This window comes from Bacillus sp. SIMBA_026, assembly GCF_046535335.1.
GTDB classification, from domain to species: domain Bacteria; phylum Bacillota; class Bacilli; order Bacillales; family Bacillaceae; genus Bacillus; species Bacillus velezensis.
Map to the genome: position 1 here is coordinate 293953 of NZ_JAWRWX010000003.1, position 13879 is coordinate 307831.

17 protein-coding genes are annotated in these 13879 nt (G+C 46.5%); 13 read left to right on the forward strand and 4 right to left on the reverse strand.

Going from position 1 to position 13879, the window contains the following annotated elements; all coding sequences use genetic code 11:
• Positions 1-12: 12 nt before the first annotated feature.
• Together fbpB and SB847_RS17615 are read right to left on the reverse strand one after the other, a co-directional pair.
• On the reverse strand, positions 13-159 hold the full coding sequence (fbpB, locus tag SB847_RS17610; RefSeq protein ID WP_003156206.1) for a Fur-regulated basic protein FbpB: 147 nt from the start codon (positions 157-159) through the stop codon (positions 13-15).
• A complete protein-coding gene (locus tag SB847_RS17615; RefSeq protein WP_032872984.1) occupies positions 146-325 on the reverse strand; it encodes a Fur-regulated basic protein FbpA in 180 nt (59 codons plus the stop codon). The genes fbpB and SB847_RS17615 overlap by 14 nt, the downstream gene beginning before the upstream one ends.
• Before the next feature lie 215 nt (positions 326-540).
• Here SB847_RS17615 and SB847_RS17620 point away from each other — a divergent pair, with 215 nt between their 5' ends.
• Positions 541-1434: a cation diffusion facilitator family transporter gene (locus SB847_RS17620; protein ID WP_410578212.1), complete on the forward strand. Its 894-nt coding sequence runs from the start codon at positions 541-543 to the stop codon at positions 1432-1434.
• On the opposite strand, the gene SB847_RS17625 is transcribed toward SB847_RS17620, so the two are convergent.
• Positions 1431-1748, reverse strand: coding sequence for a thioredoxin family protein (locus SB847_RS17625; RefSeq protein ID WP_003156200.1), 318 nt, complete (start codon positions 1746-1748; stop codon positions 1431-1433). The genes SB847_RS17620 and SB847_RS17625 overlap by 4 nt on opposite strands.
• Positions 1749-1901: 153 nt before the next feature.
• Here SB847_RS17625 and SB847_RS17630 point away from each other — a divergent pair, with 153 nt between their 5' ends.
• The 5 genes from SB847_RS17630 to SB847_RS17650 all read left to right on the forward strand — a co-directional run bounded on the left by SB847_RS17630 (position 1902) and on the right by SB847_RS17650 (position 8301).
• Positions 1902-2987, forward strand: coding sequence for a D-alanine--D-alanine ligase (locus SB847_RS17630; RefSeq protein WP_003156199.1), 1086 nt, complete (start codon positions 1902-1904; stop codon positions 2985-2987).
• Positions 2988-3063: 76 nt separating this feature from the next.
• Positions 3064-4434: a UDP-N-acetylmuramoyl-tripeptide--D-alanyl-D-alanine ligase gene (locus SB847_RS17635; RefSeq protein ID WP_105938069.1), complete on the forward strand. Its 1371-nt coding sequence runs from the start codon at positions 3064-3066 to the stop codon at positions 4432-4434.
• 330 nt (positions 4435-4764) lie between these two features.
• The gene (cshA, locus tag SB847_RS17640) at positions 4765-6249 is read left to right on the forward strand and encodes a degradosome RNA helicase CshA (protein WP_032872993.1); all 1485 of its coding nucleotides are present in this window, start codon (positions 4765-4767) and stop codon (positions 6247-6249) included.
• A 116-nt stretch (positions 6250-6365) separates the two neighbouring features.
• Positions 6366-6845: a PH domain-containing protein gene (locus SB847_RS17645; protein ID WP_007410226.1), complete on the forward strand. Its 480-nt coding sequence runs from the start codon at positions 6366-6368 to the stop codon at positions 6843-6845.
• Positions 6835-8301 carry a PH domain-containing protein gene (locus tag SB847_RS17650; protein WP_410578214.1) on the forward strand — a complete coding sequence of 489 codons (1467 nt, stop codon included), beginning with the start codon at positions 6835-6837 and terminating at the stop codon, positions 8299-8301. The genes SB847_RS17645 and SB847_RS17650 overlap by 11 nt, the downstream gene beginning before the upstream one ends.
• Here SB847_RS17650 and SB847_RS17655 read toward each other — a convergent pair.
• On the reverse strand, positions 8298-8897 hold the full coding sequence (locus tag SB847_RS17655; protein WP_003156193.1) for a rhomboid family intramembrane serine protease: 600 nt from the start codon (positions 8895-8897) through the stop codon (positions 8298-8300). The genes SB847_RS17650 and SB847_RS17655 overlap by 4 nt on opposite strands.
• A gap of 92 nt (positions 8898-8989) precedes the next feature.
• Here SB847_RS17655 and acpS point away from each other — a divergent pair, with 92 nt between their 5' ends.
• From acpS to rsbS, 7 genes are all read left to right on the forward strand, one after another.
• Positions 8990-9355, forward strand: coding sequence for a holo-ACP synthase (gene acpS / locus SB847_RS17660; RefSeq protein ID WP_410578216.1), 366 nt, complete (start codon positions 8990-8992; stop codon positions 9353-9355).
• Positions 9356-9519: 164 nt separating this feature from the next.
• The gene (locus SB847_RS17665; RefSeq protein WP_007410230.1) at positions 9520-10527 is read left to right on the forward strand and encodes a LolA family protein; all 1008 of its coding nucleotides are present in this window, start codon (positions 9520-9522) and stop codon (positions 10525-10527) included.
• Between the two features lie 116 nt (positions 10528-10643).
• Entirely contained in the window at positions 10644-11813 is a 1170-nt protein-coding gene (alr, locus tag SB847_RS17670) for an alanine racemase (protein ID WP_202735237.1), read from the forward strand.
• Between the two features lie 119 nt (positions 11814-11932).
• A complete protein-coding gene (gene endB / locus SB847_RS17675) occupies positions 11933-12214 on the forward strand; it encodes a type II toxin-antitoxin system antitoxin EndoAI (RefSeq protein WP_003156188.1) in 282 nt (93 codons plus the stop codon).
• Between the two features lie 5 nt (positions 12215-12219).
• The gene (gene ndoA, locus SB847_RS17680) at positions 12220-12570 is read left to right on the forward strand and encodes a type II toxin-antitoxin system endoribonuclease NdoA (protein WP_003156187.1); all 351 of its coding nucleotides are present in this window, start codon (positions 12220-12222) and stop codon (positions 12568-12570) included.
• Positions 12571-12687: 117 nt separating this feature from the next.
• Positions 12688-13509, forward strand: a complete 822-nt coding sequence (locus SB847_RS17685) for an STAS domain-containing protein (RefSeq protein ID WP_003156182.1) — start codon at positions 12688-12690, stop codon at positions 13507-13509.
• A gap of 4 nt (positions 13510-13513) precedes the next feature.
• Complete coding sequence (gene rsbS, locus SB847_RS17690) at positions 13514-13879, forward strand: RsbT antagonist protein RsbS (RefSeq protein WP_007609584.1); 366 nt, start codon at positions 13514-13516, stop codon at positions 13877-13879.

Below are 13879 nucleotides of genomic sequence, written 5' to 3' on the forward strand. Positions count from 1 at the left end.
AAAAGGCTCTTTTTATGTATGGCTGTTGTGCCGAAGCAGTTTTTGATGCTTGCGGTCAATTCTGTCATAGATCACATTCATCAGCTTTTGATTATTCATAATGGCCGCCTTGTTTTCTTTTATCAGCTGTTCGTATGTTTTTATTTTACGTTTCGCCATAAGTCCGCACCTTCCTTACATATTTGTATTCGCTTTCTAATTCTCCGAGCGATAATTCATATAAATGCCGTTCCGACTTTTTGTATATTCCGTTATTGATCAACAAATGGATCAGATGTTTTTTTCGTCCTTCAACTGATGATCTGAGCTGAGGAGAAGACCTCATGATTACCCTCCTAATCAAATGATATTGAGAATCATTATCAATTAATGAAAGTATACAATGGGCATATTCATATGTAAAGGAAAAATACCGCCAATTTTTCGACAAAAAGTTTCCCGGGGAATAATGCTGTCGAATTGATTTGATTCTGACAGATCAAAGCTGCTATTTTTCCGCTTTTCCATCCATACTATGAATGAGAATGGAGGAGTCCTTACATGAATGATCAAACGGCAAACTTAAAACGGGGTGAGAAAGGCGCGATTCTTAATATCGCCGCGTACCTCATCCTTGCCGCCGTCAAACTGGTGATCGGTCTTATTTATCATTCTGAAGCGCTCAGAGCGGACGGGTTAAATAATGCCACGGATATTGTCGCATCACTGGCTGTGCTGGTCGGGCTCCGGATTTCCCAGCGCCCCGCTGACACTGATCATGCCTACGGACATTATCGGGCTGAAACAATTTCTTCATTAATTGCGTCTTTTATTATGATGGCGGTCGGTATTGAAGTGCTGATCGGAGGAGCAAAGGCGATTGTCAGCGGAACGAAGGCCGAGCCGAGCTTCATTGCGGCATGGACGGCGCTCGGAAGCGCGATTGTAATGTACGGCATGTATGTGTATAACAGCCGTCTTGCGGATCGGGTTAAAAGTTCTGCGCTTCATGCGGCGGCGAAAGACAGCCGTTCTGACGCCTATGTCAGTATTGGGGCGTTTATAGGCGTCTTAACGGCCCGGCTTCATCTGCCGTGGATTGATCCGGTCATTGCTTTTCTGATCGGGATCATCATCTGTAAGACGGCATGGGACATCTTCAAAGATGCTTCCCACTCATTGACGGACGGGTTTGATCTGAAAGATTTGGAGCCGTATAAACACACGGTGAAAGAAATAAAAGAGGTCAGCAGGCTGAAGGATGTGAAAGCAAGGTATTTGGGGAGCACGGTACATGTGGAAATGGTCATCACGGTAGATCCTGGACTGTCTGTGAAAGAAGGCCATGAAGTAGCCGATGCAGTCGAATATGCAATAAAACATGAACATGATGTGACTCATGTCCATGTTCATGTAGAGCCTGAAGTCATAAACAAAGATCGTGAAACGAATTAAATATGCTGTGATAAAAACTCTGTGACTTCTTCGGGCGTTTTCGCGTTTGCACTGTGAAGATGCGCTTTCTTTTCGCCGTTTTTAAAGATCAGAAGGCTCGGGATGCCCATTACCTGATATTTGTCGGCAAGCTCAGGGAGCTCGTCTCTGTTCAGCTCATACCAATCATTTTGATTATATTCTTCCAAAATATCGCCGATGAACATATTCATGCGCGTGCAGTCAGGGCACCAGTCAGCGAAAAATTTCACGATGATTTCCTTGTCGGATTGAATAAGTTCATTAAATTGTTCTGTTGTACTGATTTTTTTCATATGACACATCTCCTTTTCCATGCCATTTTAATATAAAATAAAAAGGAATTACATACAAATGCTTTCATATTCAGAATGCCCAAAAATAATTAGATCATTTTCTGAGGAAAGTGATAAGATAGTAAAGATGAATTGTTGTGGGGGGAATATCCATTGAAAACAAGTCTAGGATTGGTGTACGGCGGAAAGTCAGCCGAACACAATGTATCGCTGCAGACAGCATTAGCTGTAACAAAAGCGCTTAATACTGAGAAGTTTGATATACATCCGATTTACATCACTGAAAAAGGAGAATGGCAAAGAGGCCCGCTGCTGACTGAGCCGGTTTCCAACGTGAAAATGCTTCAGCTGGAACAAAACGGTGAAAGTTTTGCTCTATCAGCATTGAACCGGGAAATGTTTCCTGAAGCGTCGCCTGACGAAAAGGCGCCGATCGATGTCGTATTTCCGCTTCTGCACGGACCGAACGGTGAAGACGGCACCATTCAGGGTCTGCTGGAATTGCTGAACGTTCCTTATGTCGGCAACGGAGTGCTTGCATCATCAGCCGGCATGGATAAAGTCATCATGAAGCATTTGTTCGCTCAAGCGGGGCTTCCGCAGGCGAAGTACGCCGCTTTCTTAAAAAAGGACTGGAAACAGACGCCGGACAGCTGCTTACAGCAGGTTGAAGAGGAGCTGGGATATCCGTGCTTCGTCAAACCGGCGAACCTCGGGTCAAGCGTCGGAATCAGCAAATGCCGAAACCGTGAAGAGCTTGAAAAAGCCTTCGAACTGGCTTTTGAGTATGACCGGAAAATTGTGGTGGAAGAAGGAATCGCCGGAAGAGAAATCGAAATCGGCGTACTCGGAAATGACGAACCGAAATGCTCCGCCGTCGGTGAAATCGCGCCGAAAACCGACTTTTACGATTACAAGGCGAAATATGAAGACGGCGACACGGATTTAATGATTCCCGCGCAAGTGACGGATGAACAATATGCGGAAATCAGCGAAATGGCGATTAAAGCCTTCAAAGCGATTGACGGATCAGGCCTTGTCCGCGCCGATTTCTTCCTGACCAATGACGGTCAAGTGCTCATTAACGAAGTGAACACAATGCCGGGCTTTACGCCATTCAGCATGTTCCCGCTGCTTTGGAAAGAAGCAGGCGTAGATTACAGTGATCTGATCGAACAGCTGGTTGAGCTGGCAAAAGAACGCCATGCCGAAAAACAGCTGATTAAACATACATTTTAATGAAGACGGACACTGCCTGAAGGGGCAGTGTCTTTTCCCGTAACAGACAACATTTTCAGAAAGCGAGGTGCCACCTTTGATAAAGCGAACTGTAAAGCGAATCGCAGACATGGTCAAAGGCACACTGACAAATCCCGTATTTGAACAAACAATGATTGAGGGCGCCGCAACCGATACGCGGACTTTGGAAAAAAATCAGCTGTTCATTCCTTTAAAAGGCGAGCATTTTAACGGCCACACCTTTGTGCCGCAAGCATTCGAAAAAGGCGTTTCCGCGGTATTGTGGGACCGCTCTGAACCGAATCCGCCGGAAGAGCGTGCTGTCATCCTGGTCGATGACACGCTGGAGGCGCTGCAAACATTGGCAAAAGCTTATTTAAAAGAGCTCGGCACACGGGTTATCGGGGTGACCGGAAGCAACGGAAAAACGACAACGAAAGACATGCTTCACGCCGTTCTCGGCACTCAGTACCGCGTTCACAAAACCGCCGGCAATTTCAACAATCATATCGGTCTGCCGCTGACTGTGCTTGCCATGCCTGAAGATACAGAAATCGCCGTTTTAGAAATGGGAATGAGCGCGAGGGGCGAAATTGATTTTCTGAGCCGTCTTGCTGAACCGGAAGCTGCCGTCATTACCAATATCGGCGAATCCCACATGCAGGATTTAGGCTCAAGAGAAGGAATTGCGGAGGCGAAACTTGAAATTATAAACGGACTTCGGGAAGACGGCGTTCTGTTTTATTTCGGGGATGAGCCGCTGCTCCGCCAAAAGGCGTACACTTGCCGGACAACGACATACGGCGCAGGCGCGGACAACGATCTCCGCCTGAAAGAAATAAAACAGGCGGAAGAAGGCACGTACTTTAATATCGACGGGATCGACCGTTCTTTCTTTATTCCCGTTCTCGGCAGACATAATGTCATGAATGCCATGGCCGCATACGCCGCCGGCATCTATTTCGGCATTACGCCGGAAAATGCCGCTCTGGGACTGAGCCGCCTGAAGGTGACGGGGATGAGATTGGAACTGGTCAAAACGGACAACGGCATCTCGATCGTAAACGACGCGTATAATGCGAGCCCGACGTCAATGAAAGCGGCGGTAGAATTAATCGAAACGATGAAAGGCTATCGGAAGAAAATGCTCGTGCTCGGTGATATGCTTGAACTTGGTGATGAAGAAAAAGCATTCCACGAAGAATGCGGAGCTGCGGTCAATCCGGCGGAAATCGACCATGTATTTACTTACGGCACACTCGGCGCATTCATCGCTGACGGAGCGCGCCGGCATTTTGAAGAAGGGCGCGTCAGCCATTATCTTGACAAAAAAGAACTGCTTCACGCCATACAGGAAATGGCCGCTTCCGGCGATCTCCTTCTGTTTAAAGCATCGAGAGGTATGAAGCTCGAAGAAATCGTTAAAGATTTATTAGAGAAGAACTGAAAAAATACTGATCAGCATTATAAAAATATACAAAAATGAAGAAACTAATTCAGGGTGAAATAATTCTGTCCGTATGAAAAAGAAAGACCGCCGGCTGGGAAATCCCGTCCGGCGCGGGGGCCGGCCTCGTTCGCGGGAAGAATCCGGTCAGGCCGCTTCCGGCCGCCTGACCATCTCGCCTTATTGAAAAACACATAGTGTAATGGTAAGATTAAACGTAAAGTAATTCGGGCTTTGTATACGTATGATCCTGTCCTTTGGATGAAAGGGCGGTTTTTAGTGGTAAATCACGACATTACTGAAACAGCAATTAGAAGGAGTTTGAATAATTTGACTATAACGTTTCAAGATTTTCAATTAAGTTCTGATCTCATGAAGGCAATTAATCGTATGGGGTTTGAAGAAGCAACGCCGATTCAGGCACAAACGATTCCGCTCGGACTTTCAAATAAAGACGTCATTGGACAAGCGCAAACAGGTACAGGTAAAACAGCTGCGTTTGGTATACCCCTTGTTGAAAAAATGAACCCCGAGTCTCCTAATATTCAAGCAATCGTAATCGCGCCAACCCGTGAATTAGCCATTCAAGTATCTGAAGAGTTATATAAAATCGGACAAGATAAGCGTGCGAAAGTGCTGCCTATTTATGGCGGACAGGATATCGGACGTCAGATCCGCGCATTGAAGAAAAACCCGCATATCATCGTAGGTACGCCGGGGCGTCTTCTTGACCATATCAACCGCCGTACGATCCGTTTAAACAACGTGAATACGGTTGTCATGGATGAGGCTGATGAAATGCTGAACATGGGATTCATTGATGATATTGAATCCATTCTCTCAAATGTACCGAGCGAGCACCAAACGCTCTTATTCTCAGCAACAATGCCTGCGCCGATCAAACGGATCGCAGAGCGTTTCATGACTGAGCCGGAACACGTAAAAGTAAAAGCGAAAGAAATGACTGTGTCCAACATTCAGCAGTTCTACTTGGAAGTGCAGGAGCGCAAAAAATTCGATACCCTGACTCGTCTTCTTGACATTCAGTCTCCGGAACTTGCGATCGTATTCGGACGTACGAAACGCCGTGTCGATGAGCTTGCTGAAGCCCTGAACCTTCGCGGATATGCGGCCGAAGGAATTCACGGCGACTTAACGCAGGCGAAACGTATGGTTGCGCTTCGTAAATTTAAAGAAGGTGCGATCGAAGTGCTTGTAGCGACTGACGTTGCCGCCCGCGGACTTGATATCTCAGGCGTTACCCACGTTTACAACTTTGACGTGCCTCAAGATCCTGAAAGCTACGTTCACCGTATCGGAAGAACGGGACGCGCAGGAAAAACGGGTATGGCGATGACGTTTATCACACCGCGTGAGAAAAACATGCTTCGCGCGATCGAACAAACGACAAAACGCAAAATGGACCGCATGAAAGAGCCGACGCTTGACGAAGCATTAGAAGGTCAGCAGCAGATGACGGTTGACCGTCTGCGCACGGCGATCAGCGAAAACAACCTGAACTTCTACATGACGGCAGCTGCGGAATTGTTAGAAGATCATGATGCAGTGACAGTTGTGGCTGCAGCCATTAAAATGGCGACAAAAGAGCCGGACAGCACGCCTGTACGCCTCACTGATGAAGCGCCGATGGTCAGCAAACGCTATAAAAACCAGCGTACTTCTAAGCGCAGAGAAGGCCAAGGCGGCGGCTACCGCGGCGGCAAAGGGAAAACCAACAACCGTTCTTCCTACGATAAAAAACGCTCAAGCGACCGCCGTTCTTCAGGTGACAGACGCCAGAAAAAATCATACTAAAACACAGGAAGCGGACCCTTTTACGGGGTCCGCTTTTTTTTGATATGCCGGAAAGTGAATCTTTTTTGCAAATCAGCCGTATTTGTATGTATGATAAAAAATGGGAGGTAGCTATGTTGAGAGCACAGCCAAAAAATCGAATCAGTCCAAGCGGCTTAAAAGTCTGGCGTCTTCAGGAAATCATCCTGTCCGCTTTCTGTCTTCTGGCCGTTATAGCAGCAGCTGTTTTAAGCCATTTCTTCCATTGGCCGTATTGGATCACCGGAGTCCTCGGCATCATTTGGATATTCGGTTCAGTGATATCCGTCTATGCCATACCGAAAATCAGGCACAGGATCTGGCGCTATGAAGTCCATGAAAATGAAATTGATATTCAATCCGGCATTTTTATTGTCAAACGGGTCATTGTGCCGATGGTGAGGGTGCAGCACGTAGATACTTCACAAGGCCCGCTCCTCAGAAGGTATCGTCTGGCCTCAGTCAAAATCTCCACGGCGGCAACTGTTCATTCCATTCCGGCGCTTGATATGGAGGAAGCTGACCGGCTGAGGGATTCCATTTCCCGTCTGGCAAGGGTGACGGAAGATGATGTCTGAGCCGAAACGTCTGCACCCGGCGGCCGTGATTTTGAACTTATTCCATATTATTATCGAAACCATTAAAAACATTATTCTGCCATTTTTTCTCGTCTATATTGTAAACTCCAACCACTTCATCCGCTTTTACGGAGGCATTGCGCTCGCCGTCCTGCTTATCTGGCTGATTACGGCTAGTGTGATCGAGTGGAGAAAATTTACATACCGGATTGAGGACGGAGAATTCAGAATTGAAGAAGGCTTGTTTTTTACGAAAAAGAGATACATCTCCATTGACCGGATTCAATCAATGAATACGAGTGCCGGCATCATTCAGCAGCTTTTTAAGCTTGTTAAGCTTCAAATCGAAACGGCCGGCGACGGGAAAAACGCCGAAGCCGTCTTATCCGCCATTACTGTGGAAGAGGCGGAACGGATCAGAGCGGCTGTTTTTCAGCAAAAAGCGGAGCAAGAAGAACGAGGGGAGACCGAAGCAGAGCAGGAGCCGATGCGCGGGGAAGATGTGCAATCCGTTTACCGCCTGTCTGTAGGTGAGCTGCTTATGGCCGCCTCAACATCCGGGGGAATCGGTGTCATCATCTCAGCGGTATTCGCCCTCTTTTCTCAGATTGATGAAGTACTTCCGATGGACTGGCTCTATGACAGGTTTTCTTTTCTCAAGCATGCGAGCATCGGCATATACGCCGTGATGATTTTCATAGGATTGTTCATCGCCTGGCTGTTAAGCATCGCCGGTATGATGATCAAGCATGCCAACTTTAAGATAGAAAAAAAAGAACACGAATTGGTCATTACCAGAGGAATTATTGAAAAACATCAAGTGACGATCCCGCTCCGTAAAATCCAAGCCATTAAAATGAAAGAAAATGTGATCAGGCAATTATTCGGATACGCGACGGTTGCGATTGTCAGCGCCGGCAGTGCGGGGAATGAGAAAGAAGGAGCACAGACGATTCTGTTTCCGATCATCCGCAAATCAAAGCTCGGAGTGATGCTGAACGGTTTCACACCGGATTACGTGCTGGAAGAAAATCGGAATCATTTGCCGAAAAGGGCGCTGCGCCGGTATTTATTCCGATCCATAATCTTCTCGGTTTTCGTGATCATCCCGCTTTGTATTCTGTTTAAACCGTGGGGATATGCATCGCTCCTTGTGCTTCCCGTCGAAATAGTGCTTGGATATGCCTCGTTTAGGACAGCGTCATGGTGCATAAACGGCGGCAGGCTTCAGATCACCACGAGGCTTATCGGGAAGACGACCACGATTATGCTGAGAAGAAGAATGCAGATGTTTGAAGTCAGCCGCTCCTTTCTGCAAAAAAGAAGGCGGCTCGCATCTGTGGCTACCGCAGTGAAATCAGCTCACCACATGGAGCATGTCATGCTGAAGGATGTCAGCGAGGAAGATGCCGAACGCATCGGGCGCTGGTATTCATATGAAAAAGCGGACGGTTAATACCGCCGCTTTTTTTGCTGCACGCATAAAAAGGAAAGCAAAAATCCGCCTGCCAGTCCGAACAAATGCGCCATAATGTTAATATTAGAGTTGATAAACGTCGACAGCACCGCGATGATAAGCAGGGTCATAATCATTTTCGACTGATCCCGGCCGATCAGCTCCTTGCGGAAAACAGTCAAAAACACATACACGCCGAAAAGTCCGAAGATCGCGCCGGATGCGCCGACATGCACATAATCAAGCGGTTCGGCAAGATACGTGCCGATATTGCCGATGATGCCCGATGCGATGTACACAATCAGAAAACGGACTTTTCCGAGCATCTGCTCAAGCGGGGGCGCGAATAAAAAGAGAGACATGGAGTTAAACAAAAGGTGAGTGAAATTCGCGTGTAAAAACATCGGTGTCACCAGCCGCCACCATTCTCCCGAGGAAACGCCGTAATTATAGCCGGTCACAGCATCTGACCACATCATGACGGAATGAAGCGGCATACTGAAAAACAGCCACAAGAACGCCTGCAGCGCCAAGATACAGCTGACGGCCGGATAACGTCTGATAAAAGTCTGGAAATTTTCCGTTCGTATAAACATCGCAAGCCCCTTTGCATCTGATTTGTTACATATATAGTAACACGTTTATGACATAAACCGTTTTTTAGTACGGACTTTTAGGAGGAATTCACATGATTTTCGGAATCGGAATCGACATCGTTGAACTGCACAGAATTGAAAACATGCTCAGCCGGCAGACGAGGTTTCCGCAAAGAATATTGACGGAGGCTGAATACGCCCGTTTTACATTGCTGTCGGACAAAAGGAAAATTGAATTTATCGCGGGAAGATTTGCGGCAAAAGAAGCTTTTTCGAAAGCATACGGCACAGGTATCGGCAAAGAGCTCAGCTTTCAGGATATTGAAACCGGAAACGACACGGCGGGAAAGCCTGTGCTGGCCTGCGCCAAGCTTGACGGCGCGGCGGTTCACGTCTCCATTACCCATACAAAAGAATACGCCGCGGCACAGGTCGTGATTGAAAGGTTGTCACGCTAGTCTGCATATTAGCCGGAACCCCTTCATATATTTGATAGTGCATTAAGGGAGACAAGTTGTTTGAGGCTTTTATGGTACGCGTCCGTCCGTTCAGGGCGTACCGTTAAAGTCAAACAAGCGATTTCTTCCTTTTACATCAATTGAGAAGAAGGGGTTGAAAAAAGGTGAGAAAAAGCTTTGTTTTGCTTTTAACGGGACTGCTTGCCGTCCTTATTCTTTCGGCCTGCGGCCAAAAATCACAGGAAGATATCGTGAACGGTTTAGATAAGAAGGCGAAAGAATACACCTCGTACAAAGCGAAAGCCAAAATGACCATCGAAACGGGGAGTGATCCGCAAGTATACAATGTGGAAATCTGGCATAAAAAACCTTCCCTGTACCGGGTCTATTTGGAAAATCCGAAAAAAGACCAAAATCAAGTCATCTTACGGAACGCCAACGGAGTCTTTGTCCTCACGCCGTCTCTAAATAAGAGCTTCCGCTTCCAAAGCGACTGGCCGAATAACAGCAGCCAAGTATATTTGTTTGAGTCACTTGTAAAGGACGTGCAGCATGACAAAGACGCCGTCTATTCCGCCAAAGATAAAAAGTACACGTTTGAAACAAAAACAAACTATCAGCACAACAAAATGCTGCCGACTCAGGAAATCACTTTCAACAAAAAGGACATGAGCCCGTCGCTCGTCAAAGTCATGGATACAGACCGGAAAGTGATGGTAAAAGTCGAATTCAAAAGCTTTGAATTCAACAAGCCGTTTGATAAAGACTCTTTTGACGAGAAGAAAAATATGACGCTTTCCCAGATGGACGTCGCCACAAGCGCTAAGCCGTCTGATTCATTTGCGGTCAAAACACCGCTTCAAGTGCCGGCCGGCGTCAAAAAGCTTGAAGAGAAAGATATTTCAACGGCGGACGGCAAACGGATCGTCATGACTTACGGCGGAGAAAAATCATTCACCCTTATTCAAGAAAAAGCCCATATCGCAAAAGCCGCCTCTGCCGTCACGCTGAAAGGCGAACCGGTTAATCTCGGCTTCACGGTGGCCGCATTATCTGATACGTCTTTAACGTGGACATATGACGGAGTGGATTATCTTCTGTCATCACAGGATCTGACAAAAGATGAAATGGTGGCCGCCGCCAAAAGCATGCAGGGACAGTCGTCAAAATAACGTCAAAAAAGAGGCCGCCGCTGTCGGTCTCTTTTTTGATTCCATTTCACTTTGCAGAATAATTTTAGTATGATAATAACAATATGAATTGAAAATAATGCTAGGAAGTGTATCGAATGAACACAGCATCCTTTTACAGAGAAACGTGGGCGGAAATCAACCTGTCCGCGATTAAAGAAAATGTCACGCATATGAAAAAACACATCGGGCAAAACGTCCATCTCATGGCGGTTGTAAAGGCGAACGCTTACGGCCACGGAGATTTGGAAGTTGGGAAAGCCGCGCTTGAAGCGGGTGCCTCTTGTCTTGCCGTAGCCATACTGGATGAAGCAATTTCATTGAGAAAACGGGGCATTACAGCGCCGATTCTCGTGCTTGGCGCCGTGCCGCCCGAATATGTACAAGCAGCTGCTGAGTATGACGTAACACTCACGGGGTATTCTGTTGAATGGCTTCAGGAAGCTGCGCGCCACCTCGGAAGTGAAACAGTGCCGTTTCATCTGAAAGTCGACACCGGCATGAACAGACTCGGAGTCAAAACGGAGGAAGAAGTCCAAAGCGTGTTAAAAATCCTCAGCCAAAATCCCGGTTTAGTCTGTAAAGGCGTATTCACCCACTTTGCTACCGCGGATGAGAAAAACAGAGATTATTTCCTCTTCCAGTTTGACCGCTTTAAAAAATTGATCGCTCCGCTTCCTTTAAAAGAATTGATGGTGCACTGCGCGAACAGCGCTGCCGGACTTCGTCTTAAAAAAGGCTTCTTTAACGCGGTTCGTTTCGGCATCAGTATGTACGGGCTTCGTCCTTCTGCTGACATCCAAAGCGAAATTCCGTTTCAATTAAAACCGGCTTTTGCGCTGCACTCTGTTTTATCCCATGTGAAAAAGATCCGCAAAGGGGAAAGCGTCAGCTACGGCGCAACATATACGGCAGAGAAGGATCAATGGATCGGAACGGTTCCCATCGGCTATGCGGACGGGTGGCTCCGCAAGCTGAGCGGCACGTCTGTGCTGATCGGAGGCAAACGGATGAACATCGCGGGAAGAATCTGCATGGATCAATTGATGGTCGAATTAGATCAATCTTATCCGCCGGGCACCAAAGTCACCCTGATCGGCAGCCAGAAGGAAGAAACGATCACGATGGATGAAATCGCAGGGCGGCTTGGGACGATTAATTACGAGGTCCCTTGTACCATTAGTTCCCGCGTTCCCCGTATGTTTTTGGAAAATGAGAGTATAATGGAAGTAAGAAATCCTTTACTGCAAGATAATACAAACAAGTAGCCGTCATCCGGAAAAAGAGAATTTATAAAACAGCTTTGCTTGACGTTTGAATAATGGTATCATTATGTCTGGATGGATGTATTGGTCGTATCCGTAAGTTTGGTGGAGGTGTATGTTTTTTGTCTGAATCCAGCGCAAGAACCGAAATGAAAATCAGCTTGCCTGAAAACTTAGTAGCTGAATTGGATGGTGTAGCGATGCGGGAGAAACGAAGCAGAAACGAACTGATATCACAAGCAGTGAGAGCGTATGTCAGCGAACGGACAACTCGCCATAACCGTGATTTGATGAGACGCGGGTATATGGAAATGGCGAAAATCAACTTGAATATCTCTTCTGAGGCTCACTATGCTGAGTGCGAAGCAGAAACGACCGTTGAGCGCTTAGTCAGCGGAGGATAATCATTTTGATTGTAAAGCGCGGCGATGTTTATTTTGCTGATTTATCTCCTGTTGTTGGCTCAGAGCAAGGCGGCGTACGCCCGGTTTTAGTGATCCAAAATGATATCGGAAATCGCTTTAGCCCGACTGCTATTGTTGCAGCCATAACAGCCCAAATACAGAAAGCGAAATTACCAACCCACGTCGAAATTGATGCAAAACGCTACGGTTTTGAAAGAGATTCCGTTATTTTGCTGGAGCAAATTCGGACGATTGACAAGCAAAGATTAACGGATAAAATAACTCATCTGGATGATGAAATGATGGATAAGGTTGATGAAGCCTTGCAAATCAGTTTGGCACTCATTGATTTTTAGTCATATTTTGGTTGCTCATATGGAGCAACTTTTTTTGTTTTCGAAAAACATAAGCGCTATAATAAAGAGATAATCAAACAAAATTTGTTGTTTTGTGTCGGGAGGTCAGTGAAACCCATGTCGAATCAGAAAGTGTATCAGTTCATCATTGATCAGCATGATGAACTGCTTGATACTTGGACAGCCAAACTAAAAGAAGTAGGCAATCAGGAAGACTATCAGCTTACGAATCACATATGTGAAAATATTTGTAAAGACTATATAGACATTCTTTTATTATCGACTAAAAATGACGAGGCTACGGAAGAGCAGATCAGTGAACTCGCACTGCGCGCCGTTCAGCTCGGCCTGTCACTGAAACTTCTTTCAGCCACCCTGTCAGAGTTTTGGAAACTGCTTTACGAAACGATGGTCGACCTTAATATGGCCGATCAGGACAGAGCAGATTTGATTTTGGAAATAGACAGCTTTTTCAATCCGATCAACACGGAGATCTTAAATCAGTATTCTATCTCCTGGGAAAAAACGGTTACTTTGCAAAAAATCGCGCTTCAGGAATTGTCGGCTCCGCTGATCCCGGTATTTGAGCATGTAACGGTCATGCCGCTTGTCGGGACGATTGATACGGAGCGTGCAAAGCACATTATGGAAAATCTGTTAAACGGCGTCGTAAAGCACCGTTCACAGGTTGTATTAATTGATATCACGGGCGTGCCGGTCGTTGATACGATGGTGGCGCACCATATTATCCAGGCATCGGAAGCGGTGCGGCTTGTCGGCGCGAAATGCCTGCTCGTCGGAATCCGTCCGGAAATCGCGCAGACGATCGTTAATCTGGGAATTGATTTGTCGCAGGTTATTACGAAGAATACCCTTCAAAAAGGAATTCAAACAGCGCTTGAAATGACAAATCGAAAAATCGTTTCATTGGGGGAATAACATTGTGAGACATCCAAAAATCCCGATCCTGAAACTGTATAACTGCTTATTGGTATCCATCCAATGGGAACTTGACGACCAGACAGCTTTGCATTTTCAAGAAGATCTGCTGAACAAAATCTATGAAACCGGCGCAAACGGGGTCGTCATTGACCTGACATCCGTTGACATGATCGATTCATTTATCGCGAAAGTGCTCGGCGATGTCATCACCATGTCTAAATTGATGGGCGCAAATGTCGTATTGACGGGAATTCAGCCGGCTGTGGCGGTCACATTGATTGAACTCGGAATCTCACTTGAGGAAATTGAAACGGCGCTCGATTTAGAGCAAGGGCTTGAGACATTGAAGCGGGAATTGGGGGAATAG

What these genes read in the sequence shown, in the direction of transcription:
- fbpB (WP_003156206.1), bottom strand. Translation starts at nt 159, where the DNA reads ATGGCGAAACGTAAAATAAAAACATACGAACAGCTGATAAAAGAAAAC.
- SB847_RS17615 (WP_032872984.1), bottom strand. Translation starts at nt 325, where the DNA reads ATGAGGTCTTCTCCTCAGCTCAGATCATCAGTTGAAGGACGAAAAAAA.
- SB847_RS17620 (WP_410578212.1), top strand. Translation starts at nt 541, where the DNA reads ATGAATGATCAAACGGCAAACTTAAAACGGGGTGAGAAAGGCGCGATT.
- SB847_RS17625 (WP_003156200.1), bottom strand. Translation starts at nt 1,748, where the DNA reads ATGAAAAAAATCAGTACAACAGAACAATTTAATGAACTTATTCAATCC.
- SB847_RS17650 (WP_410578214.1), top strand. Translation starts at nt 6,835, where the DNA reads ATGATGTCTGAGCCGAAACGTCTGCACCCGGCGGCCGTGATTTTGAAC.
- SB847_RS17655 (WP_003156193.1), bottom strand. Translation starts at nt 8,897, where the DNA reads ATGTTTATACGAACGGAAAATTTCCAGACTTTTATCAGACGTTATCCG.
- acpS (WP_410578216.1), top strand. Translation starts at nt 8,990, where the DNA reads ATGATTTTCGGAATCGGAATCGACATCGTTGAACTGCACAGAATTGAA.
- alr (WP_202735237.1), top strand. Translation starts at nt 10,644, where the DNA reads ATGAACACAGCATCCTTTTACAGAGAAACGTGGGCGGAAATCAACCTG.
- SB847_RS17685 (WP_003156182.1), top strand. Translation starts at nt 12,688, where the DNA reads ATGTCGAATCAGAAAGTGTATCAGTTCATCATTGATCAGCATGATGAA.